Origin of the sequence: Streptomyces sp. CB02056, from assembly GCF_001905545.1 — a bacterium.
Taxonomy (GTDB): Bacteria; Actinomycetota; Actinomycetes; order Streptomycetales; family Streptomycetaceae; genus Kitasatospora.
Map to the genome: position 1 here is coordinate 109142 of NZ_LIPD01000019.1, position 23591 is coordinate 132732.

The 23591-nt window shown below is 74.3% G+C and carries 18 protein-coding genes; 6 read left to right on the plus strand and 12 right to left on the minus strand.

Annotated features, from left to right (window positions below):
* Positions 1 to 78 precede the first annotated feature (78 nt).
* On the minus strand, positions 79 to 669 hold the full coding sequence (locus tag AMK13_RS36110; RefSeq protein WP_074005777.1) for a cysteine hydrolase family protein: 591 nt from the start codon (positions 667 to 669) through the stop codon (positions 79 to 81).
* A gap of 164 nt (positions 670 to 833) precedes the next feature.
* Here AMK13_RS36110 and AMK13_RS36115 point away from each other — a divergent pair, with 164 nt between their 5' ends.
* The gene (locus AMK13_RS36115) at positions 834 to 1883 is read left to right on the plus strand and encodes a GlxA family transcriptional regulator (RefSeq protein ID WP_074005778.1); all 1050 of its coding nucleotides are present in this window, start codon (positions 834 to 836) and stop codon (positions 1881 to 1883) included.
* On the opposite strand, the gene AMK13_RS36120 is transcribed toward AMK13_RS36115, so the two are convergent.
* Together AMK13_RS36120 and AMK13_RS36125 are read right to left on the minus strand one after the other, a co-directional pair.
* Complete coding sequence (locus AMK13_RS36120; protein ID WP_074005812.1) at positions 1864 to 3318, minus strand: sensor histidine kinase; 1455 nt, start codon at positions 3316 to 3318, stop codon at positions 1864 to 1866. The genes AMK13_RS36115 and AMK13_RS36120 overlap by 20 nt on opposite strands.
* 77 nt (positions 3319 to 3395) lie before the next feature.
* Complete coding sequence (locus tag AMK13_RS36125; RefSeq protein WP_074005779.1) at positions 3396 to 4112, minus strand: response regulator transcription factor; 717 nt, start codon at positions 4110 to 4112, stop codon at positions 3396 to 3398.
* Positions 4113 to 4339: 227 nt separating this feature from the next.
* On the opposite strand from AMK13_RS36125, the gene AMK13_RS36130 reads away from it, so the two are divergent.
* The 3 genes from AMK13_RS36130 (at position 4340) to AMK13_RS36140 (ending at position 7101) form a co-directional block, all read left to right on the plus strand.
* Complete coding sequence (locus AMK13_RS36130) at positions 4340 to 5719, plus strand: ferredoxin reductase family protein (protein ID WP_074005780.1); 1380 nt, start codon at positions 4340 to 4342, stop codon at positions 5717 to 5719.
* Between the two features lie 126 nt (positions 5720 to 5845).
* The gene (locus AMK13_RS36135) at positions 5846 to 6316 is read left to right on the plus strand and encodes an FMN-binding protein (protein WP_074005781.1); all 471 of its coding nucleotides are present in this window, start codon (positions 5846 to 5848) and stop codon (positions 6314 to 6316) included.
* A gap of 32 nt (positions 6317 to 6348) precedes the next feature.
* The gene (locus AMK13_RS36140; RefSeq protein WP_074005813.1) at positions 6349 to 7101 is read left to right on the plus strand and encodes an FAD:protein FMN transferase; all 753 of its coding nucleotides are present in this window, start codon (positions 6349 to 6351) and stop codon (positions 7099 to 7101) included.
* An 83-nt stretch (positions 7102 to 7184) separates the two neighbouring features.
* On the opposite strand, the gene AMK13_RS36145 is transcribed toward AMK13_RS36140, so the two are convergent.
* A complete protein-coding gene (locus AMK13_RS36145) occupies positions 7185 to 8210 on the minus strand; it encodes a hypothetical protein (protein WP_074005782.1) in 1026 nt (341 codons plus the stop codon).
* A gap of 169 nt (positions 8211 to 8379) precedes the next feature.
* Between AMK13_RS36145 and AMK13_RS36150 the strand changes: the two genes are divergently transcribed.
* Both AMK13_RS36150 and AMK13_RS36155 read left to right on the plus strand, forming a co-directional pair.
* Positions 8380 to 9729: a sensor histidine kinase gene (locus tag AMK13_RS36150; protein ID WP_241853181.1), complete on the plus strand. Its 1350-nt coding sequence runs from the start codon at positions 8380 to 8382 to the stop codon at positions 9727 to 9729.
* The gene (locus AMK13_RS36155) at positions 9717 to 10370 is read left to right on the plus strand and encodes a response regulator transcription factor (RefSeq protein ID WP_049659188.1); all 654 of its coding nucleotides are present in this window, start codon (positions 9717 to 9719) and stop codon (positions 10368 to 10370) included. The genes AMK13_RS36150 and AMK13_RS36155 overlap by 13 nt, the downstream gene beginning before the upstream one ends.
* 5 nt (positions 10371 to 10375) lie before the next feature.
* On the opposite strand, the gene AMK13_RS36160 is transcribed toward AMK13_RS36155, so the two are convergent.
* From AMK13_RS36160 to AMK13_RS36195, 8 genes are all read right to left on the minus strand, one after another.
* Positions 10376 to 12514 carry a DEAD/DEAH box helicase gene (locus AMK13_RS36160; RefSeq protein WP_074005815.1) on the minus strand — a complete coding sequence of 713 codons (2139 nt, stop codon included), beginning with the start codon at positions 12512 to 12514 and terminating at the stop codon, positions 10376 to 10378.
* A gap of 306 nt (positions 12515 to 12820) precedes the next feature.
* Positions 12821 to 13672 carry a hypothetical protein gene (locus AMK13_RS36165; protein WP_074005783.1) on the minus strand — a complete coding sequence of 284 codons (852 nt, stop codon included), beginning with the start codon at positions 13670 to 13672 and terminating at the stop codon, positions 12821 to 12823.
* Positions 13669 to 18285, minus strand: coding sequence for an AAA domain-containing protein (locus AMK13_RS36170; RefSeq protein ID WP_074005784.1), 4617 nt, complete (start codon positions 18283 to 18285; stop codon positions 13669 to 13671). Before AMK13_RS36170 ends, AMK13_RS36165 begins: the two co-directional genes overlap by 4 nt.
* Positions 18286 to 18578: 293 nt before the next feature.
* The gene (locus tag AMK13_RS36175; RefSeq protein WP_074005785.1) at positions 18579 to 19577 is read right to left on the minus strand and encodes an ABC transporter permease; all 999 of its coding nucleotides are present in this window, start codon (positions 19575 to 19577) and stop codon (positions 18579 to 18581) included.
* Positions 19574 to 20494 (minus strand): ABC transporter ATP-binding protein, encoded by a 921-nt coding sequence (locus AMK13_RS36180; protein ID WP_074005786.1) that lies wholly within the window; start codon positions 20492 to 20494, stop codon positions 19574 to 19576. The genes AMK13_RS36175 and AMK13_RS36180 overlap by 4 nt, the downstream gene beginning before the upstream one ends.
* 127 nt (positions 20495 to 20621) lie before the next feature.
* Positions 20622 to 21032: a GntR family transcriptional regulator gene (locus AMK13_RS36185; RefSeq protein WP_074005787.1), complete on the minus strand. Its 411-nt coding sequence runs from the start codon at positions 21030 to 21032 to the stop codon at positions 20622 to 20624.
* A 131-nt stretch (positions 21033 to 21163) separates the two neighbouring features.
* Positions 21164 to 22627 carry a DUF2079 domain-containing protein gene (locus AMK13_RS36190; protein ID WP_079272825.1) on the minus strand — a complete coding sequence of 488 codons (1464 nt, stop codon included), beginning with the start codon at positions 22625 to 22627 and terminating at the stop codon, positions 21164 to 21166.
* Between the two features lie 214 nt (positions 22628 to 22841).
* The gene (locus tag AMK13_RS36195; protein WP_074005788.1) at positions 22842 to 23483 is read right to left on the minus strand and encodes an HD domain-containing protein; all 642 of its coding nucleotides are present in this window, start codon (positions 23481 to 23483) and stop codon (positions 22842 to 22844) included.
* Positions 23484 to 23591: the final 108 nt, after the last annotated feature.

The window sequence follows — 23591 nt, forward strand, 5'->3', positions numbered from 1 at the left end:
GCTGTCGGCCCCGGCTCCGCGCGCGGTCCGGTCCGGTCCGGTCCGGTCCGGCCTGGCCTGGCCTGGCCTGGCCTGGCCTCAGCCGAGGTCGGCCGGGGACTCCACCACCACGCCGTACAGGTCGCCGATCGTCGCCAGCGCCGCGCGGTGGACCTGGGTGGCCGTCAGCCCGGTGCCCGCCGAGTCCAGCGGGCGGGTGGCGCAGGCGGCGGCCACGACGGTCGGGCGGTTGCCGCGCAGGAAGGCGCCGGCCGTCGTGAAGGCCACGCACATGTGGGTCATGAACCCGGCGACGACGACATCCCGGCGGCCGGCGGCGTCGAGCAGTTCGCCCAGCTCGGTGCCGACGAAGGCGTCCGGGGCCTGCTTGACCACCACCCGCTCGCCCTCGGCCGGGGCCACGCTCGGGTGGATCCGCCCGATCTCGGCCCGGATGTCGTACGGGGTGCCCTCGCCGCCGTCGTTGATCACGTGGATCACGGGGGCGCCGGCATCCCGGGCCCGGGCGAGCAGGTCGGCACCGGCGTCGAGCGCCTCCTGCCAGCCCTCCAGTTCCATCACGCCGCGCACGTAGGTGTTCTGGTAGTCGATCATGATCAGGGTCGAGTCGCCGAGCGCGGCGGGCTGCTCGTCGAGGCCGTTGAGGGTGCGCAGGGTCGTCGTGGGCATGGGATGCCGCCTTCACGGTCGGGAGTCGGGGATCTCGCAGGTCACACCTGGTGCGGCCGGCTTCGAAAACGCTACGGGCGGTGCTCGCGTGTCGGCAATGTCGCCTAACATGCAGATTCCGACATCGACGGGGAAGAGCGCCCCGGGGAACGAGGGGGCAGGCAGTGGCCGCACCGGTTGCGCAACGGCTGATCGTCATCGTGCTGTTCGAGGGCGTCGACCTGCTCGACGTGACCGGCCCGCCCGAGGTGTTCTCCCTGGTCCGCCGGGAGACCGACGACGCGACCGGCTACCGGGTCGTCCTCGCCGCCGAGACGGCGGCGCCGGTCACCACCTCGGCGGGCGTGCGCATCCTGCCCGACCTCACCTTCGACGAGGCCGCCCGGAGCCGGATCGACACCCTGCTGGTGCCCGGCTCGGTCGAGGTGGACGAGCGCCGCCGGGTCCGCGCGCTCACCGACCCGGCGGTGGTCGACCGGGTCCGCTCCCTGGCCGCCCGCTCGCGCCGGGTGGCGAGCGTCTGCGTCGGCGCGCACCTGCTCGCCGCCGCCGGGCTGCTGGACGGGCGGCGCGCCACCACCCACTGGTCCACGGCCGGCCAACTCGCCGAGGAGCACCCGGAGATCGAGGTCGACCCGGACCCGATCTTCATCCGCGAGGGCGAGGTCTGGACGGGCGCGGGCATCAGCGCCTGCCTGGACCTGTCGCTCGCCCTGGTCGCCGAGGACTTCGGCGAGGAGCTGGCCCTGCGGGTCGCCCGCCAGCTCGTCATGTACCTCAAACGCCCCAGCGGCCAGAGCCAGTTCAGCGTCCCACTGGAACCCGTGTCGACCACCCGGCGGATCGAGGAACTGCGCCACCACATCCTGCGCAACCTCTCCGGACGGCTCACCGTCCCGGACCTCGCGGCCCACGCCCACGTCAGCGAACGGCAGTTGACCCGGATCTTCAAGACGGAGCTGGGCACCACCCCGAGCGCCTACGTCGAGTCGGCCCGGGTCGAACTGGCCCGCCACCGGCTGGAGTCCACCGACGCGACGCTCGAACGCATCGCCACCGCCTGCGGGTTCGGCACCGTCGACACCCTGGTGCGCGCCTTCCGCCGCCGCCTCGGGACGACGCCGACCGACTACCGGCAGCGCTTCCGGACGGCTGCCGCACCCACCGCGATCCCCACCGCTGCCAGGGCGACCGTCACGGCAGCCGGACGGTGAACTCCGTACGGCCGGGCCGGCTCGCCACCGTCACCGTGCCGCCGTGCGCCCCGACCACGGCCCGGACGATCGCCAGGCCGAGCCCGGTCGAGCCGGTGGCCCGGGAGCGGGCCCGGTCGCCCCGGACGAAGCGCTCGAAGACCCGCTCGGCCAGCTCCGGCGCGATCCCCGGGCCGTCGTCCGTGACGCTCAACTCGACCTGGCCGTCCGCCCGTTCGAGCCGCAGCTCGACCTCGGTGCCGGGCGGGGTGTGGCTCCGGGCGTTGGCCAGCAGGTTGGCCACCACCTGGCTCAGCCGGTGCCCGTCCCCGCGCACCAGCACCGGTTCCTCGGGCAGGACGAGCCGCCAGCGGTGCTCCGGTCCGGCGGCACGGGCGTCGGCCACCGCGTCGAGGGCGGTCCGGGTCAGGTCCACCTCCTCCTCGGCCAGCGGGCGGCCGGCGTCCAGCCGGGCGAGCAGCAGCAGGTCCTCGACGATCGCCCCCATCCGCAGCGCCTCGGCGTCGATCCGCTCCAGCGAGTGCCGCACCTCGGGCGGCACCGGCCCGGGGTGGCGCAGCGCCAGCTCGGCGTGGCCGCGGACCGCCGCGACCGGGGTGCGCAACTCGTGGCTGGCGTCGGCGGCGAAGCCGCGCAGCCGCTCCTCCACCGCGTGGCGGCGGGCGAGTGCGCCGCCGACGTGCCCGAGCATCCGGTTGAGCGCGGCGCCGACCCGGCCGACCTCGGTGCGCGGGTCGTCGTCGGGCACGCGCTCGGCGAGCATCACCTCACCGCTGGCGAGCGGCAGCGCGCTGACCCGCTCGGCCATGCCCACCACCCGCCGCAGCGGGCGCAGCGAGACGCCGACCCAGGCGGCCCCGGCAGCACCGGCCGCGGCGACGGAGATCGCGAACACGGTGAGCTCCAGGGTCGCCAGCCGCTCGACGGTGTCCTCGGCCGGGCGCAGCGGCAGACCGCTGACCAGCACGTCGCCGTCCCGCCCGGTGACCGCGCGGACCCGGTAGCGCCCCAGGGCCCGGCCGAGGTCGAGGGTGCGGGCCGGGCCGTCGACGGACAGGGCGGCCAGCGCGTGCTGCTGCTCGGGGGTGAAGGCGACCCGGTCGTCCTCGTCGCCGGGGCTGTCCACGTCGTCGGCGTCCCCGTCGACCACGCCCGCGGCGGTGACCCGGCCGCCGAGCAGCCGTACGCCGAGGGTGCCGGGGGTCTGGGCCCGGGTGTCGGGGCCGGCGCCCTGGGCGGTGTGCTCCAGGCTCGCGGCGTAGCGTCCGCCGGACTCGGTGAGCTGCTGGTCCAGCCGGTCGACCAGGAAGTGGCGCAGCGCGGCGGTGGTGGCGAGGCCGACGGCGGCGCAGGTGACGACCAGCAGCACCAGCAGTCCGGCGATCAGCCGGGCCCGCAGGGTGCGGGGCACCAGCCGGGCGACGCGGGACCCCAGGCGCTTCGCGTCGCGGGACCCCAGGCGCTTCGGGCCGCGGGACTTTTGGCGCTTCGCGTCGCGGGCCTGCGCGCCGCTCACGTCGCGGCCTTGATCAGGTAACCCGCGCCGCGCACCGTGTGGATCATCGGACTGCGCCCGGCGTCCACCTTCTTGCGCAGGTAGCTGATGTACAGCTCCACGATGTGCGCCTGCCCGCCGAAGTCGTACGACCAGACGGCGTCCAGGATCTGCGCCTTGCTGAGCACCTGCCGGGGGTGGCGCATCAGGTGGGCGAGCAGCGCGTACTCGGTGGGGCTGAGCTCGACCGCCTCCCCGCCCCGGGTGACCTCGCGGGCCCGGTCGTCCAGCACCAGGTCGCCGAGCACCAGGGCGTGCGGGGGCGGCTGCCCGGGCGCGGCGGGCGGGGCGGCCCGGCGCAGCAGGCCGCGCAGCCGGACCACCACCTCGGCCAGACTGAACGGCTTGGTCACGTAGTCGTCGCCGCCGGCCGCGATGCCGGCGATCCGCTCCTCGACGGCGTCCCGGGCGGTGAGGAAGAGCACCCGCGCCTCGGGCTGCCCGGCGTGGATGCGGCGCAGCACCTCCAGGCCGTCGAGGTCGGGCAGCATCACGTCCAGCACCACGGCGTGCGGCCGCCATTCCGCGGCGGCCTCGACGGCGGCCAGGCCGGTGGTCGCGCCGCGCGCCTGCCAGCCCTCGTAGCGGACGGCCCCGCACACCACCTCGACCAGGTCCGGTTCGTCGTCGACGACCAGGACCCGCCAGTCCGGGCGGCCGGCGGTCTCGTCCATGGGGGCTCCCTCGGGCTCGTGCTGCGCGGTGCTCATCCTGACCCGCCCCGATGAGAAAGCGCTGAGACCCCGGAAAGTGGTTCGTAGACCATCACACTGCCACTGACCTGCATGAACGCCTTCACAGTGGGTACCGCAAGCCGGCCGACTCAGAGCCGGCTCAGAGCTTGCGCTGCGATCGTGGGCGGCCCGGCGGTCCTCGCCGCCGGGCGCTGAGGAGGTTCCCGATGAGCACTGCCGCCGCACCGACGTCGCGGCCCGGGCCCCGGCCGGCACCCGACCGCCCGAGGCACCGGGCGGCGCCACGACCACCGTTCGCCCTCGACCCGCGCGCGGCGCTCGGCCTGGTCGCCGTGGGCGCGCTCGGCGTGCTCGCGCTGTGGTGGTCGGGCACCCCGGCGGTGGTCGGCGCGGCCGACTGGCTGACCGGCGCCGGCCGGATCACCGGGCTGCTGGCCGGCTACGCCGCGCCGGTGCTGCTCCTGCTGATGGCCCGGCTGCCGCCGGTGGAGCGCGGGGTCGGGGCGGACCGGCTGGCGCGCTGGCACGCCTTCGGCGGGCGGTGGATGGTGGCCCTGGTCTCGGTGCACGTGCTGACGGTCGTCTGGGGCTACGCGCTGACCGACGGGCGCGGGGTGGTCGGCGAGGGCGTGGAGATCGTCTTCCACTACCCCGAGATGGTCAAGGCCGCCCTGGGCACCCTGCTGCTGCTCGGCACCGGCGCCGTCTCCGCCCGGATCGCGCGACGCCGCCTCCCGTACGAGACCTGGTACTACCTGCACCTGGCGACCTACCTCGCGGTGGCGCTGGCCTTCTCCCACCAGCTCGCCACCGGCGCCGACCTGGGCGGCGGCCCCGGCCGGGCCGCCTGGTACGCGCTCTACTTCGGGACGGCGGCGCTGCTCGGCTGGTTCCGGCTGCTGCGGCCGTGGCTGCTCGACCGGCGGCACGGCCTGACCGTCGCCGAGGTGCGGCCGGAGGGCCCCGGCGTGGTGTCGCTCTTCCTGACCGGGCGGCGGCTGGACGGACTCCGCGCCGAGCCGGGCCAGTTCTTCCGGCTCCAGTTCCAAGCCCCCGGGCTGCGCTGGGCCGCCAACCCGTACTCGCTGTCCGCGCCGCCCCACCCGAGCTTCCTGCGCTTCACGGTCAAGGACCTCGGCGGGCACAGCGCCGCCGTGGCCGCCCTGCGCCCGGGGACCAGGGTGCGCGCCGAGGGCCCGTACGGGGCGTTCACCGGGCGGCGGCTGCGGCAGCGCCGGGTGCTGCTGCTCGGCGCTGGGGTGGGGATCACCCCGCTGCGCGCCCTGTTCGAGACGCTGCCGGGCGAGCTGACCCTGGTCCAGCGGGCCCGGCGGCCGCAGGACGTGCTGTTCCGGGCGGAACTGGCCGATGTCGCCCGGCGGCGCGGTGCGGCGGTGCACGAGCTGCTCGGCTCGCGCGAGCAGGTCGGCGACCTCGGCGCCGCGCTGGCCCGGCTGGTCCCGGACCTCGCCGACCACGAGGTCTACCTGTGCGGCCCGGAGGCGATGGCCGAGGAGGCCGTGCGCGCACTGCGGGCCGCGGGGGTGCGGCGGGGGCGCATCCACCACGAGAGCTTTTCGTTCTGAGCCCGTCCGCTCGCGGAGTCCGTTCGCCCGCCGAGTCCTTCCGCCCGCTGAGCCCGTTCGTTCGCCGAGCCCGTCCGCCCGCTGAGCCCGTTCGGCTCGCCAAGCACCTGAGGAGCGTTGATTTCCATGCGCCGAGCCGTCGTCACCAGCGCCGCCACCGCGGCCGGGGTGGTGCTGCTGCTGTCCCTCAAGCCGCACGAGGCGGCCGGGCCCGCCCCGGTGATCGGCTCGGGGGCGGGTACCGGTTCCGGTTCCGATGTCTCGCAGCCGTCGGAGGCCCCAGCACCCTCCTCTTCCGCCTCCGCCGCGGGCACGGGCGCCACCCGGAAGGTCAACGGCGACACCGTCAACACCCGGTACGGGCCGGTCCAGGTGCAGGTCACCCTGGCCGGCAGCCGGATCACCGCCGTCGACGTGGTCAAGTACCCGAACTCCGAGCGCCGCGACCGCGAGATCAACAGCTCCGCGCTGCCCGTGCTCAACCAGGAGGCGATATCCGCGCAGAGCGCCGCCATCGACGTGGTCAGCGGCGCGACGTACACCAGCGACGGCTACGTCCGCTCCCTGCAGAGCGCCCTCGACCGGGCCAAGGGCTGAGGCGCCCCGTGCTGCGCCACGCCGAGCCCGTGATGGGCACCGTCTTCTCGATCGCCGTCCGCGACCCCGGCCCCGGCACCGCCGCCGCGCTGGAGCGGATCGCCGAACGGCTGCACCGGATCGACGCGGTGTTCTCCACCTACCGGCCGGACAGCGACATCAGCCGCCTCGACCGGGGCGAACTCGCCCTGGACGACTGCGATCCGGAGGTCCGCGCCGTGCTGGCGGCCTGCCGCGACGTGGCCGCCGAGACGGACGGCCACTTCAGCGAGCGGCCGGGCGGGCGGCTGGACCCGAGCGGCTGGGTCAAGGGGTGGGCGGTCGAGCAGGCAGCCGGCCTGCTGCGCTCCTCCGGCGCCCGGCAGTACTGCGTCAGCGGCGGCGGGGACGTGCAGACCGCCGGAGGCCCGTGGCGGATCGGCATCGCCGACCCCCGGCAGCCGGGGCTGCTGGCCGCCGTCCTCGCCGGTGACGACCTCGCCGTGGCCACCTCCGGCACCGCCGAGCGCGGCGCGCACATCCTCGACCCGCACACCGGCCGCCCGGCCCACGGCCTGGCCTCGCTCACCCTGGTCGGCGCCCCGGGCACCGGCATCGCCCGCACCGACGCCTGGGCCACCGCCGCGTTCGCCATGGGCCCGGACCGCGCCCTCGCCTGGGCCGCCCGCCGACCCGGCATCGAGGCCCTGGCCGTCCTGCCGGATGGCTCGAAGCGCTGGACGCCGGGCCTGCCCAGGCACCTCCCGGCGAGCGGTCCGGCGGACTGGCGAGCCGCCGTCGGCTGACCGCGGCCGCCCCGAGAACGCTCGTTCCGTATGCGGAACGGTCGTTCTCGGGAATGCCCGTTCCCGGGAACGACCGTTCCGGCCTACGCCCGCTCCTGCTGCGCCGCCCGCCAGGCCTCCCAGGCGACCAGCGGCGCGAGGTACGACCAGCGCCGCGAGCCGTCCGGACAGGTGCCGCCCTCGACCAGCTCGGAGACCGTACGGCGGGTGAAGGGCACCCAGACGGCCATGTCGTGCTCGAAGGTGCTGTGGCAGGCCTCGCGGCGGCGGTCGATCCCGGCCGCGTCGAGCCGGGACCGGACGGTGGCCACCAGCGTGTAGCAGGAGGCCGGCTCGCTCCAGCCCAGCCAGGTGATCACGGTCGGCCCGACGTCGTCCGGCAGCAGCCCCAGCTCCTCCTCCAGCGCCCGCCGGACCAGCCCGTAGAAGTCCTCGGCGGCGCCGGGCTCGTCGCGGTACTTCATCGTCTCGTTGATCCCGACCGTCCACTGCGCCGGGAAGGTGTTGACCGCCAGCGAGCGGCGGAGCAGCAGCAGCCGGCCCAGCCGGTCCCGCACCGCGACGCAGGCGCTGACCATCGTGGGCGGGGCGACGGCCACGAAGCTCGTCAGTCCCTCGTCCAGGGCCGCGCGCAGCAGCCGGGCCGCCGCCGGGTCCTCCCGGCCCAGCCGGGTGGTGGCCATGCACTCCGCGTAGTCGCTCTCGGCGATGTCCACCTCGCAGACCCGCGCGCCGCCGTGCTCGCCGTGATCGACCGTCAGCCGCGAGATGTACGCCGTCCGGCCCGCCGCACCGGCCGCCCGCTGGCGCGCCACCTCCTCGGCCCACCCGGCCGCGTCCAGCGCGTGCGGGCGCTCCACCCGCCCGCGGTGCGCCGTCACCAGCGTGCCCGGCACCAGCGGCCGGGCCACGGACCAGGTGATCAGCGGCGCCAGCCCGTCCGCCCGCACGTCGTGCGCCCGGGCCGCCGCCGTCAGGCTCGCCCGCCGGACCCGCGGCACCGGCACCCGGGAGCCGAGCCGGGACCCGCCGAACTTGGCGAAGTCGTACACCAGATTGGTCACCACGCCGAGCAGCAGGGCTCCACCGATCCCCAGCAGCCACTCCATCCCGGTTCCCCCACTTCCGCGATCGATCCGCCCATTGTGGAGGCGCCCCGCGTGGCGGCGGAAGGGCCTTCGCCCTCGGGGCGGCCTGCGGAGCGATTCCAGGGCGGTCCCGGGGCCGGTGCTAGGGTGATCGAAAAGTCGGCTCGGGGCTCGGAGGCACTGAACAGTCGTGCGGACGCCGAGGATTGACGGGTCCACGGCCCGGCCGACCGTCCGCCCGGGCCGCCCGGGCCCGCGCGCCTTCGCCCGGTCCGCGGCTCGCCGCTTCCCCGCCGCCGCCCGCTACCTCCTGCTCTGCCTCGGCACCGGTCTGGCCGCGCTGGTCGGGCTCTGCCTGCTGCTCGTCGTCCTCGCCCTCTGCCTGGTCGGCGTGGGCCTGCCGCTCCTCCCGCCGGCCCTGCGACTGCTGCGCCGCTCCGCCGACTTCCACCGACGCCGGGTCGGCGCCCGGCTCGGCGGCGAGCGGCTGCGCACGCCGTACGGCGACCGGCTGTCCCTACGCGACCCGGCCGCCGGCAAGGACCTGCTCTGGCTGCTCGCCCACGGCACGGCCGGGACGGCCCTGTGCGCCGGCGCCCTCACCCTGTGCAGCCACGCCTTCAACTGGCTGACGGCACCGGTGTGGTGGCAGCTGCTGCCGGACGAGCGCGGGAAGATCATCCTGCTGACCGTCGACTCCTGGCCGATGGCCGCCGCCGCGGCGCTGGGCGGCATCGGCTACGCCGCCGTCACCCTGGTCGCACTGCCGCCGCTCGCCGACCTGCACGCCCGGGCCTCCGGCCGACTGCTGGTCGCCCGGCCCCGCGTCTCGCTCGCCCACCGCGTCCGGGAGCTGACCACCAGCCGGTCCGAGGCGCTGGACGCCCACGCCGCCGAACTGCGCCGGATCGAACGGGACTTGCACGACGGCGCCCAGGCCAACCTGGTGGCCGTCTCGCTCCGGCTCGGCATGATCCGCCGCGCGCTCGACCAACGCCCCGAGCAGGCAGCCGCGTTGGTGGACTCCACCCAACTCGTCGCCGAACAGGCCCTGGAGTCGCTGCGCTCCCTGGTGCGCGGCATCCACCCGCCGCTGCTCGCCGACCGCGGCCTGGCCGAGGCCGTACGGTCGCTCGCCGCCCGCTGCGCCGTACCGACCCGGGTCGAGCTGCACAACTCCGAGGCGCCCGTGGGAAGTTCCGCAGGCCGTTCCGCGGGCCCGTCCCCCGACCGCTCCGCCGACCCGCCGCCGCGCGCACCGGCCGCCGCCGAGGCCGCCGCCTACTTCGTGGTCTCCGAGGCGCTCGCCAACGTCGCCCGGCACAGCGGCGCCCGCGGCGCCCTGGTCCGGCTGCGGATCACCACTGCCGCCATCGCCGTCCGGGTCGAGGACGACGGCCGGGGCGGCGCCGTCGAGGGCGCCGGAAGCGGGCTGCCCGGACTGCGCCGCCGGGCCGCCGCGTTCGACGGCACCACCCGCCTGTCCAGCCCGCCCGGGGGCCCGACCATCCTGGAAGTGGAGATCCCGTGCGGATCCTGATCGCCGAGGACAACGCCCTGCTCCGCGAGGGCCTGGTCCTGCTGCTGCACAGCGAGGGACACGAGGTGTGCGCGACCGTCGAGCACGGCGACGACCTGCTGCCCGCCCTGCTCGACCACCGCCCCGACGTCGCCGTGGTCGACGTCCGGCTGCCCCCGGACTTCCGCGACGAGGGCCTGCGCGCCGCCGTCGAGGCCCGCCGCCGACTGCCCGCGCTGCCCGTCCTGATCCTCTCCCAGTACGTCGAACGCGCCTACGCCGCCGAGCTGCTCGCCGACAGCGCCACCGGCGTCGGCTACCTCCTCAAGGACCGGGTCGGCCGCGCCGAGGAGTTCCTCCAGGCGCTGCGGCGGGTCGCCGAGGGCGGCACCGCGATGGACCCGGAGGTCATCTCCCAGCTGATGGCCCACCGCACCGGTCCCGACCCGCTGGCCGCCCTCACCCCGCGCGAGCGCGAGGTGCTCGCCCTGATGGCCGAGGGCCACAACAACCCGACCATCGCCCGGCTCCTCTTCCTCGCCGAGAGCTCGGTGAACAAGCACATCGGCAGCATCTTCGGCAAGCTCGGCATGCCCACCCCCGACACCGGCCACCGCCGGGTCCGTGCCGTCCTCACCTACCTGCGCACGCTCGCCGATTGACGCGTTCAGCCCTCGGCGGCCGCCAGCCGCAGCTGCTCCTCCTCGACGATCAGCGCCGCCAGCGACTGCTCCGACACGTCCACCGCCTCCGGCGTCGACTCCGCCACCTCGCTGCGCCGCGCGTACTCGTCGAACAGCCGGCCCTTCGCCCGCAGCAGGTCCAGCACCCGCTGGTCGACGCTGTCCGCGGCGAGCAGCCGGTGCACCCGCACCCGGCGGACCTGCCCCATCCGGCGCGAGCGGGCCACCGCCTGCTCCTCCAGGGTCGGTTTGACCTGCGGCTCGCACAGGATCACCACCGAGGCCGCCTGGATGTTCAGCCCCACGCCCCCGGCCTGGATCTGGCAGAGCAGCACCGCGTGCCCGGGCGCGGCGCTGAACCCGTCCACCACGTCCTGCCGCCGCGCCGACTCCAGCGAACCGTCGATCGGCCCGAACGCCCGCTGGTCCAGGGCCGTTTGGACGGCCGCCAGGACGTCCCGGAAGAACGAGAAGACCACCACCTTCAGCCCGCCGTCCGCCGCCTCCCGGACGATCTCCAGCAGCCGCCTCAGCTTGGCCGAATCCGCCGGGTCCGCGTACCCGGCGCGGCGCATCGCCGGGAAGTTGCCCGCCGCGACGGCCGACCGGTAGGCGGCGAGGTCGGCGGGCGAGAACTCCTCCCACTCGTCCACGTGCACCACCTCGGGCAGCTCGGTGAGCACGTCCTGCTGGTTGCGGCGCAGGTAGGCCGGGGCGACGGCCTTGCGGAAGGCCGCCGGCCCGGCGGCCGCCGAACCCTGCCGGACCAGCGGCACCAGCGCGGGCTGGAGGTACTCCACCAGGGTGCGGAACTCCTCCACCCGGTTCTCCATCGGCGTCCCGGTGAGGAACAGCACCCGCTCCACCCGCTCCGCCCAGGCCGCCACCGCCCGGGAGCGCTGCGCGGCACGGTTCTTGACGAAGTGCGCCTCGTCCACCACGACCATCCCGACCGCGGCCGACTCCGCCACCTCCGACGCCTCCAGGCGGCGCAGCCCGTCGAAGGTCACCACCGCGACCCCGCCGTCCCGGAGCCACTCGGCGAGCGCCGCCTCCCGCTCCGGGCCGTGCACCCGGAACGCCCGCAGGGTGCTGCGCGACTCGACCTCCCGGATCCAGTTGATCAGGACGCTGGCCGGGCAGACCACCAGGAAGTGGGTGCTCCCCCGGGCCCGCAGGTGCGCCAGCACGGCGATCGCCTGCACCGTCTTGCCGAGGCCCATCTCGTCCCCGATGATCACCCGCCGCTGGGCGAGCGCGAACCGCGCCCCGAACGCCTGGTAGCCGCGCAGCGAGACCCGGCAGTGGGCGTCGTCCAGCGGCTCGGCCCGCACCCGGTCCGACAGGTCCTCCGGCAGGAACCCCTCGGCGGCGGCGAGTTCGACCCCGGCCTCCTCGACGATCCCGCCGAGCACGCCGTAGTAGTCGGCCGAGCGGAGCTCGAAGTCCGTCCACGCCTCGACCGGGTCGAGCGACGGACGCAGCAGGTCGACCGAGGCCTGGGCGAACAGCACCGGGACCTCCCGCGCCGCGAACCCGACCAGCGCCTCCGCCAGGGACTCGACCGCCGCCTGCGCCTGCGCCCGCCGCTCCCGCCCGGCGAACAGCCCGCGCAGCACCCCCCGGGCCGGCCCCGCGGCCGCCACCAGCGGCTCGACCTCGGCCAGGACCCGCTCCGCGGTCTCCCGGGCCCGCCGCGCCTCCGGCCCCGCGGCCACCAGCCGCTGGAGCGCCACGACCAGCGCGGAGCTCATCGCGTCCTGCCGCTCGACGTCCAGCCGCACCGCCACCGTCTGCTCGACCGCCCGGGCGATCTGCCCAGCCGCGGCCAGCGCCTGCGCCGCCGTCTGCGCCCCGACCCCCGGGATCAGCCGCAGCGTGTAGCCGGAGGCCTCCACCACCTGCCGCACCGTCCCCAGCCCGGCCGCCTCCAGCGCCCCGACCCGCAGCCGCCCCTCCGTCACGTCCCGGAGCCGCGCCACCGGGATGGCCCCCAACTCCTCCCGCACCAGCCGGTCCCGGACCCCGACGTACGCCACCCGCACCTGCTCCACGGCCTCCCGGTGGTCCGCCACCACCGCCCCGGCCGCCGCCCGCAACCCCTCCGCCTCGGCCACGACCATCCCGACCCGCCGCCGCTCCCCCACCACCCGACCCCCGCCTCACTCCGCACACCCAGGACGGCACCATGATCCCACCCACCACTCCCCGCCGTCCTGGCCCACGACCGACCGGCGGCCCCGGTGGACACCAACCCCCCTCCACCGAAGCCGCCGGCCCCCGCACCTACGGCTCGGGCGTCACCGCGGAACCCGAATCGCCGTGGCCGCCCCGTCCTGCTTCAGCGAGACCGGCCGCCGCCGCTTCCTGAAGTCCCACGACTCCTCGGACCACTCCGACCGCGACGCGTGTGCCCTGCGCCGGCCCTGCTACCGGGCACGGCCGGGGTGCGTGTCGGCGAGGTCGTTCAGGGCCGCGTTGACCACCTGCCAGCAGATGGCCAGGGTGTCGCGGTCCGGCCGGTGGCTCTGCCGGGCCTCGGCCTTGGGGTGCACGAAGTTCCGGTACCTGCGCAGCTCGTGGCTGAACTTCTCGGCATCCGGGCCGAGCCACCCGACTCGGTGACACGCCTTGATCAACCTGTCCAGATTGATGCTGTCCTCGGAGTCCCTGCCCAGGAGAGACGGGTCCCGTTCCACGACGGTCTGGAGCAGCACACCCTCCATCAACGAGCCGAGCATGATGATCGCCGCGACGTGGGCGCCGTTGGCGTAGCAGGTGCGGGCCTCGTCCAGGCGCCACTGGAGCAGTTCCGCCATGGCCCCGTCGGCGATGAGGTCCGCCATGACGACCTTCAGCTCGGCGGAGCCGTAGTGCGTCGGGTGCGCCAGTGCCGGGTCGCACGACACCAGCCTGGGGCTGCCGCCGGGGTTCTCCAGCCGGTACCCCTCGTGGATGAGGAAGGTGTTGACCGCCGTCACGACCTCGGTGAGCAGGCCGGGCTCCTCGAGGTACTCACGCGGATCGGCCAGCCTGAGCAGCACCTTCTCGATCTCCCCGGGCTGGTCGCGCCGGGCCATCAGCAGTTCGGCGGCCCACTCCCTGCGGTACTGGCCGTCGTACTCGGGCACCTCCCGCCAGCCGGCCCGCTTGAGGAAGGCCGCGATCTCGAAGCCGCGGCGGTAGAGGAGGTCGTCGTCGCCCGCGACGACGCGGGCGAGTTCCTCCAGGGTGTTCTCGTCCAGCGTGCGGTCGTCCTGCCGGCTGTGCGTCTGGGTCATGCCGTTCCTCCGGTCGAATCGGTGTCAGGGGCGGGGGCGGATTCGGCACCGTCCCCGTCGTCGGGGCCCTGTTGCCCCGGCGGCTCGTGGTTCTCCGCGCCTTCGTCGGGCAGTTCGTCGCCCTCCGGCAGTTCCAGTGGCGTCCACGGCCGCGTGTCTCCCGGCGGCGGGGAGGGCCGGGAGTAGTTCGCCGGGCGGATGCCCTGCCGGTCGAGTTCCTCCCACAGGCCCGCCAGGGCCTCGTCCGGGTCGAACCTGAACTCGCTCTCCCGGATGCGCCAGAACCGCCAGCCGACCCGCTGGAGTTCACGGTCGCGCTGCTGGTCGTGCCGGATCTGGTCGAGGGTCGAGTGGTAGTAGTCGCCGTCGCACTCCACGCCCAGGCGGCCGCGCGCGCCGATCACCACCAGGTCGATGCGCTTGCTGCCCGCCGGGTACTGGGGCACCACGTGGTAGCCGCGCTCCTTGAGCCGCAGGTAGACCTGCTGTTCGAAGAGGGAGTCGAAGGGCGGGCGCCGGACGTCGGGCAGCACGGCGCCGAGGTCGGCCGCCTCCGCCAGTGCGGCCGGCGGATTCTGCATGTAGCCCAGGAGGTTGAGCCGCAGGTCCCCGGGTTTGAGCTGGTCCGGCGGCACCGAGTAGAAGAGCCGCATCTGGTCCTGGGCGCGGCTGGCCGCCACGTTGTAGGCCTGCTGCTCGCTGCGCATGCCGCCGGCGATCTTCCGCACCCGGTCGACCACCATCGACAGCAGGATGACGTGCCGCTCGTCGCCCTGGAACTGGGCCGGGGTTCCCACCCGGATGCGGTGGCGCTCCCGGACCGGGGCCGGCAGGCGCTGTTCGATCAGCTGCTCCAGCAGTTTGACCTGGCCGAAGCCCTGGAGCACGATCACGCCCATGGTCTTGTGCTCGTACGCCGGGTCCGCGGCCAGCTCGGCGAGGCAGTCCACGATCGCCTCCGCTTCCTTCGGGTTGCGGATCCGTCCGTCGCGTCCCTCGGTGACCCCGCCCTCGACGTAGTGCGTCAGCAGCGGGTCGAGCCGCTCACCGCCGTACTGCCGCAGCGGGATGAGGCCCGGCGGGGTGTAGAAGGTCTCCGAGGACCAGCCGATGATCTCGGGCATGCAGCGGAAGTGCTCCTGCAGGCGGATGGTGGACGGGAAGAACGTCGACAGCAGCTGGTACAGGTTGGAGTGCGGCATGTACAACTGGCGCAGGTGGGCGGGGACTTCCGGCAGGTGCGCGGACAGCCGGTCCTGGATCTGCTGGGTGCGGCCCAGCCCGGTGACCGGTGGCGTGCACTGCTTGTCGTCGCCGACCACGATGATCCTCGGCGCGAGCCAGAGCAGGAACAGCGCGTCCATGCCGGCCTGACTGGCCTCGTCGACGATCACCACGTCGAAGGCGTCCTGCCTGGGCTTGATCATCTCCGCCACCCGCGCGATGGGCATCACCCAGGCCGGCACCGCTCCCTGGGCGACCTGCATCGCGCTGTGGGCGGCCGCCTTGAAGTGGGAGGCGCTCTTGCCCTTGCCCTTGCCGTACGACGCCATGTGCGTGCGGTAGGCCTGGAGTGCCGAGCGCTGCTCCTGGGTCATCCGCACCAGGCAGTGCAGCCGGCCGTGTGCGGCGGCCAGGTCTCCCGTGAGCTCCTCCAACTTCGCCTCGTGCTCGGTGAGTTCACCGTCGAGGCGCTGTTCCCGGCCGGGCGCGCGTTCGTCGTCGATGAACTCGGACGCCTTCGCCCAGGCCCAGGCGTCCCGGAGCCGGGCGAGCCGCTCGTCCCAGGCCGGGTCCTCGGCCTCCGCTTCGAGCCTGCCGGCGAGCGCGGGCGACGCGCTGCGCAGTCCGTCGAGCAACTCCACGCAGCGACGCCGCCGTTGGTCCCGTTGCTGCGCTGCCGCGAGCGCTTCGAGCTCCTTGGTGTACCGGTCGACGTCGCGGTCGCGCAGGGCCTGCGCCATGGCGAGCGCCTCGACCGGCGCGGCCACGCCGTCCTCCCCGCCGCGCAGGAGCCGGTCCCATCGGCCGAGCCGCTCCGCGGCCTCCTCCGCGCGCTGCCGGCCGGCCAGGGCCGCGACGGCCTCGGCGAAGTCCTGCCACGCCTGCGGCCGGGTCAGGTCGAGGTAGACCCCGTGGTGGACCAGGAGCTCGTCGACCTGCTCACGGATCCGGCCGAATCCGTCGACCTCGGCGAGGTGCCGGTAGCGCTCGGACAGCGAGGCCAGTCGCACCTCCAGCGGCGCTTCCGGCACTGCCGCACCCACCTGCTCCCAGCGGGCCGCCACGGCGGCGAGGGCCGCGTGCGCGTGCAGATGGGCCAGCACGGCGCCGAGATCGTCGGCGGAGGCCGGCACCTTGCCGTCCACCGTGCAACTGCCGAGGAGTTCCTCGGCCTCCCGCTGCGCCCTGAAAGCGAACCGGGTCCGCAGCCTGCGGCCCGCCGACAGCTGCTCCATCAGGGCCGGGATCGTGGCCGCCATCCGGCGGGCGCGCTCGGGGACCAGGAGGTCCGGGAGGACCACCGTGCGCAGACCGACCCGGTCGAGGCCCTCGGCCACCTCGGGGAGCACGCGCGCGACGTCGGCGACACGCTGCCAGAGATCGGGGTGGCGCCGGGCCAGCCGGTCCGTCAGCGCGCGCTCCACCCAGCCCTCGTCGCCCCAGCGCGCGGCCTCCCGGTGAACACCCAGACGGTGCAGTCGGTTGCGGCCGGAGCCCAGCAGCTCGGTCAGCCGGTCCGTGGTGGAGGTCTCCAGGGCGGCCAGGACGTTGCGCACCTCGATCGCCGCCGGCGAGAGACCGTTGACGCTCAGCTGGCTCACCGCGAGGGCCGCCGCGACCTGGCCGGACGTCGGCAGCGTCTCCGCCGCCGGGAACACCCCGGACTCCGTCCACTGCCCGGCGCCGTCCCGCAGCAGCGCGAGCAGTTCCTCCGCCTGGACGGGCGAGAGCGGCGGTGCCTCCGGCGCCCGGTTCGGCAGCCTGCCGATCCAGCCCAGCCGCACCGCCTCGTCCTGCACCTTCCGCACGATCGCGGCGAGCGTCCCCGAGTAGCCCGGTGCGACCTCCGGGTGCTGGTAGACCTCCGCCTCCCGCAGCGAGACCACCTGCTCGGTCAGCAGCTTGATCCGGCTGCGCACCTCGTACCGGCGCTGGGTCAGCCGCTGGATCTCGTCCCGCAGCTGGTCGGTGTCGCCCGCCGCCACCCGATCGCTCAGCGCGTTGATGGTGCGTTCCAGTTCGCTGGCACCGTCCTGGCTGGTGGTACTGAGCAGCAACACGCACAAGTCCCTGACAGCCGCCGGGAGTTTGTCCCGGAGCACGGTCAGCGGCTGGTCCTTGGCGCTGGTCACGAGCACCCGCTGGCCCTGGGCCAGGAGCGCGGACACCAGGTTGGCGATGGTGTGCGTCTTTCCGGTGCCGGGCGGGCCCTGCACCACCACGCCGGTGTCCCGCTGCAGCCGCTGGAGTACGGAACGCTGCTGGGCATTGGTCTTGCCGGGGAACAGCGGCTCGTCGCCGAAGAGCGCCGGCGCCTGCCGGCCGCCCCAGTTCTGCCGGTCCTCGGGGTTCAGCGACATCACCAACTGCGCCAGCCCGAGCGGGGCCCGGCGTTCGGACACCACGCTCTCCGCGATCCGGTCGTAGAACCTCAACACCTCGTTGCGGTCCCTGGGCCGCTTCAGCAGGGCGGGCGCGAAGGTCAGCCTGGCGCCCTCATCCGGTCCCGCCGGCGGACGCCAGTTGGTGCTGAACGCCACCGGCCTGGGCAGGACCAGGTCCAGCCACTGCGAGAGGCACTCCAGCGCCTCCTCGCTCAACAGGTGGAAGGGCAGCGCGGAGAGCTCCTCGTTGAACGCCGCCGCACGCTCCGGCACCCAGCCGTCGTCCGCGTCCAGGAAGTCCCGGTCCTCCAGCCGGACCGCTCCGCTCTCCGTGAGGCGTACGGTGATCTGCGCGGTCCGCCGATCGACGTGGGTCTCCACCCGCCGTGAGAGCACGTGCCGGTGGATCACCCCGCCGTTCGGTTCCCGCCAGCTCAACAGGCCTGCGGCGAGCACGAGTTCCTGCTGGTCGTCCTGCCGCGCCAACTGCTGGTGCCAGTGGTAGACCTTCTCGTAGAGCTGACGCCGCGACCGCTCGGACCGCTCCCGCTCGGCCCAGATCCGCCAGCGCGCGAGCCACGGCCCGTACGCCCGCAGGACCTCCGCGGCCTCCTTCCGCGCGACGACCGCCTCGTCGCCCTGCCACCCGTCGGCTCCGCCCGCCGCCGGCTCCCCGGTCCGGTACGGACCCTCCTCCGCGAGCGGCGGGTCCTCGGCATCGGCGTCCTGGCACAGCCGCTCGTCGACCCACCCCTCCAGCACCGGCGGCAGTTCCGGCGCCGCGGCCTGCGGAACGTGGTCCAGGATCAACAACGGACGGTCGTCGTCCCCGGACGGCCGGGGCACCTTCGCCGGCAGGTCGGCCAGCCAGAGCGGCCCCCAGGAACGCGTGTCCCGGAGCCGCTGATGGCTGCTCTGCACGACCTCGCGCAGGAATCCGACCAGCGCGGCGGTCTGACCGATGACATCGGGGTCACCCGCATGTCGTCGTGGAACGCTCACCATTCTCCCTTCAGTCGGTGACGAACGTTCCAGCATGGGGGCGGCCTCGGGGACCGGAAGCCGGTCGGGCCAGAGTGGCCGAATTCCCGCCGACCGATGGCCGACTTTCACTCGGCGGAAATTCGGATGGCCATTTCAACGACACCGGAAAGCGAACGCATTTCCTGCCATCGAACATCTGAAGAGCCGCCCGACCAGGCGGTTTCGGGCATGGAAAATCCCCCGGCGGTGCCGGGGGATTGACGAGGAATAGGAACTGTCGGCGACGGTTTTCGACGCCGCGGACAACCGTCGCGTCAGGCGCGGATGCGGCGGAAGACGGCGATCAGGAGGGCCGCGGTGAGGGCCAGGAGGATGCCGGCTTCGACGAGTTGGATGGGAGTGAGGTGGGCGGCCGGGTGGAAGCGGAGCCAGGAGGCGCTGGCCGTGTTGCAGGTGGTGTTGAGGGCGCAGGAGTCGGTGGTAACGCGGGTGCCGTCGGGGAAGATGACGCCCTGGTCGATGAGCCAGGCGTTGGTGGGCTGGGCGGTGCCCACGGGGGCCACCTGTTCCACGACCGGATAGAAGAGCGGGCGGGCCCAGACGACCAGGCCGTGGGCGGTGGCGACGAGGGCGCCGGTGGCGAACATCGCGGGGAGGGTGCGGCGGACGAGTTGGCCGACCAGGACGCCGAGGGCCAGGGCGAACAGGGACCAGGCGACCGGGGCGAGGCCGATGGCCGGGTAGGTGAAGAACTGGAACGGCGGGTCGAAGGCGTCCGGACCGTGTGCGATGTCCGTCCACCACACCCAGGTCATCAGGACGGCGATCACACCGCTGACGGCCAGGACGGCGAGGCCGGGGACGGCGAGGCGGACGGCCAGCCAGCGGGCCGGGCTGACGGACTGGGCGCGGATCAGCCGGATGGTGCCGCGTTCGTACTCCTGGGCCAGCAGCGGGGCGCCGATGAACACGCCGATCAGCAGCGGGAGGACGGTGACGGCGGGCTGGAGGACCTCCAGGTACCAGAAGTTGGGGCGGTTGATCGGTGCGAGGAGGGCCCAGCACTCGGATTCGGACCAGGAGTCGGGGTAGTAGCAGCCGGTCCGCCGCAGGACGCCGATGATGTGGCGGAGGGCGACGTGGATCCAGACGAGGTCCGCCACCGCGAGGACGAGCAGCACGCCCAGGGTCCAGAGCAGGAAGCGGTTCTGACGGAGCGTCAGCCAGATGAGACCGCGCAGGGCGGGGGTGGCGGGCCGGCGGTCGGCGGGTGCGGAGGTGGGGGCCCGGTCGGGCAGGACGTCGGTGCTCATGCGGCCACCCCGTTCGGGTCGGGCTTCACGCGGTTCGGGTTGTCGGCGGAGGCCCGGAGGTAGCCGAGCAGCAGGTCCTCCAGGCTCGGGCGTTCGCTCTCCCAGTCGCCGCTCACCGGCTCGTCGGTGCGGACCAGGGCGACGGCCCGGCGGCCGCTGACGCGCTGCTCGACCACCGTCTCGGCGGCCAGGGAGGAACCCTGGGCGGCCGGCCCGGTGAGCAGTCGGTGCCCGTCGAGGATCTCCTCCAGGTCACCGGCCAGCCGGACGCGTCCGCGCTGGACGAGGAGCAGGTGGTCGATGACGCCGTCCAGCTCGGGGAGGATGTGCGAGGACAGCACGATGCCGGCGCCGCGCTCGGCGGCGACCGACATCAGCGTGCCCATCAGCTGGTGTCGGGCGAGCGGGTCGAGGTCGGCCATCGGTTCGTCGAGCAGCAGCAGGTCGGGGAGCTTGCCGAGGGCGAGGGCGAGGCAGACCCGGGTGCGCTGGCCGCCGGAGAGCGAGCCGATCCGCGCCTTGGGGTTCAACTCGCCCTGATCTGCGATCTGTTGGGCCACAGCCTCGTCCCACACCGGGTTGAGCTCGCGGCCCATCCGCAGCGTCTCGGCGACGGTGAGGCCCGGGTAGAGCGGCTTGTCCTGCGGCACGTAGGCGACCCGGGCGCGCAGCTCGGGCGCACCGGCGGTGGCGCCGAGCACCCGTACTCCGCCCTCGGTGGGCGCGAGTTGGCCGGCGGCGAGGGAGAGCAGGGTGCTCTTGCCCGCGCCGTTGGGGCCCACCACGCCGCAGATCCGCCCGGCCGGGACGGTGACGTCGCAGCCGCGCAGCGCCCAGCCGCCGCGGTACCTCCTGCCGAGGCCTTCGGCCTCCAGGGCCGGCGCCGTCGCGGGCGCCGTGGTCGTCGGGTCGTCCACCCGGTCCCCCCACTGTTCTCGGTTCGGTGTTGCCGGGGAGCCGCAGGCCCCGGTGTCGGGGTTTCGGGCCCCCCGATGTCGGAGCCCCGGCGTCGGAGCCCCGGTTTCGGCCCCCGGTTTCGGAGCCTCAGACCCCGTCGTCGGAGCCGGAGACCCCGGTGTCGAAGCGCTGCTCCAGGACGGAGGCCATCAGCGCGGTGATGTCCTCGCGCTCCAGTCCGGCCTCCCGGGCCTGGTCCACCCACCCGACCAGGCCCGCCCGCAGCGGCCCGTCCGCCGCCGCCTCCGGCCGGGCGAGCGAGCGCCGGACGAAGGTGCCGAGCCCCGGGCGGGGTTCGACCAGGCCTTCGCGTTCGAGTTCGCGATAGGCCTTCAGCACGGTGTTGGGGTTGATCGCGGTCAGTTCGACCACCTCTCGGGCGGTCGGCAGCTTGTCTCCGGGCTGGAGCAGTCCGAGCCGCAGGGCCTGCTTGGTCTGCTGCACGATCTGCTGGTAGGTGGAGACGCCGCTGCGCCGCTCGATGCGGTACTCGATCACCGGCGATTCAGCCTTTCACTAGTTCAATAGTGGAATGGTGGCGCACGGCGCCGCGCGGGTCAAGCCGGACCCGGGGGGTTTCCGGTCTGGAGCTGTCCGATGCTCGGGGGTTGTCCGGCCCGGGAGGCGGCTCAGGGGCGTTGCAGCAGGAGCAGGCCGTCCTGCTCGACCAGCGGCCGGTAGCCGCGCTCCCGGTAGACGGCCAGCATCCGGGCGGTGTCGGCGGCGGCGCACGGGGCCTGCACGCTCGGGTCGCGCAGGTCGACGGCCACCCACTGCGGGCCAGGGCCCTCCGGAGCCCGGCACACCAGGGTGACCTCCGTCCGGCGGGTGAGCTGGGCCGCCAGCCGGTTGGAGGCGGCCACGGTGGCGTCGTCGGGTATCCGGTGGAGCAGCGCCCGGGTCTCGGTGAGCCGGGGCGAGGTGCGCCAGGCCTCGGGCATCACCACCTCGTGCAGCGGGTAGAGCGGCAGCGTCACGGCGGCCACCAGGGCACTGACGGCGAGTCCGCGCCTGGCCCGGCGCACCTCGACGCGGCGGCGCGCGTCAACCCGGCGCAGGACGTCCACCAGGGCCGCGAACGCGATCGGCATCAGCACCGCGCTGTAGTGGTAACTGACGCCCCAGTAGTGCGAGTTTGAAGAGAATAGCCGCCAGGCGAGGGTGGGCACGCAGAGCAGCAGGAGCGGTGAGCGCAGGCCGATGAAGCCGGCGGTGGCGGCGAGCAGGAACAGCAGCAGCCACTTGACCGGCGGCCAGCCGAGCCGCAGTGGCAGTTCCCAGAGCGAGGCCTGCCCGCCCTGCCCGCCGCCGTCCAGCTGCTGCCAGTAGTCGAAGCTCCCACTCGGGTTGAACGCCGGGAGCACGACGAGCACGGTGAGCGCGGTCGCGGCGAGCCCGACGGCGGCGAGGGCGAGTCCGGGCAGTGGGCTGCTGTGCCGCTCCCGCCGGGCCTGCCAGGCGATCAGGACCCCGACGGCGGCCACCGTCAGCCCGAGGTCCTCCTTGACCAGCAGCAGCGGCAGCGACCAGAGCGCGGCGGCGAGCGGCCGGCGCCGGCCGAGTGCGGTGGCAGCGAAGGCGAGCAGCGGGACGGCGAAGGCGATCTCGTGGAAGTCGTCGGCCGCCGCCCGGACGATCCCCCAGGAGGCCCCGGTGGCGCAGCCGACGAGCAGCGCCACCCGCGGCCCGGCCACCTCGTGGGCCCAGCGGGTCAGTGGGACGACGGCCAGCGCCATCAGCAGCGCCTGGGCGACGACGAGGGTGAGCGGGCTCGGGAAGGCCCGGTAGGCGGGGGCGAGGACCGCGATCAGCGGATGGAAGTGGTCCCCGAGCAGGTGGTAGCCGGGGCCCTTGAGCGGCACGATCGGCGCCTGCCCGTGGGCGTACGCCCGGACGGCCTGCTCGAAGATGCCCAGGTCGTAGGCCTTGGTGAGGCCGCGCCGGTGCCGGTTGACGGCGACGCAGGCGTACAGCACGGCGAACCCGGCCGCCAGGCCCCACGCGAGCGGGGCGGGGCGGCGGGCGCGGGGCGGTACGGACGGAAGAGCGGCCGTACTCGGAACGGCCCGGGACACGGAGGAGGGAGCGGGCATCGGCAAAGTACCCTTTCACTATTCGATTAGTGGAAGGGTGGTGGAACCCCGAGCCCCCGTCAAACCCGGCCGGGCGACGCCGACCGGGCCCCCGGGCTGCCCTCAGAAGCCCGCGTCCAACGCCCCCGACCGATGCCCGCAACCAACGCCCACGGCCAGCGCCCGCATCCAACGCCCGCGACCAGAACCCCTCAGCCGAGGGCCCCGCCCCGGCTCACTCCTCCCACTCGGAGCCCTTGATCACCTCCACGAAGTCGCCGCGCTCGAAGCCGGGCACGAAGTGCGCGAGCACATCCGCCTTGACGTTGCCGAAGGCCGTGTCCGGGCGGCCCTTGATGCCGTCGGTGAACGCGGCCAGGATGCGGTTCTTGAAGTCGGGCCGCGGATGGGCCGCGACCACGGCGGCCCGCTGCTCCGCGGAGATCGCGTGGTAGCCGATCCCCAGCACGTCCAGTTCCACGCCGCGGGTGACCAGGGCGATCTCCGGTGCCATGTGCAGCGGGATCTCCGGGGTGGTGTGCAGGGCGATGGCGGTCCAGACCCGCTGCGCCGGCTCGCCGGTGATGCCGTGGGCCGCCAGGAAGCGGCGGGCCTCGTCGGCACCGTCGATCTCGAACCGCTGGTCGGTCCGGGCGAAGCGGCCGGTGAGGCCGAGGTCGTGGAACATCGCGCCCACGTACAGCAGCTCCGGGTCGAACTCCAGCCCCTGTTCGGCGCCGCGCAGCGCCCCGAACAGGAACACCCGGCGCGAGTGGTCGAACAGCAGGGGCGAGGCCGCCTCCCGCACCAGTTCGGTCGCCTCCCGGGCCAGGGCGCTGTCCGGGACGCGCACGCCCGCGATCGTCTCGTTCGTCATGGTTCCTCCGCGTTCATACTTTTCGGGGGCTGTTCGGTCGACTCCTCCACCCTCGCCCCGTGGCGTACGCTGCCGCCATGTCGGTATGGACAGCCGGACCTCGGATTC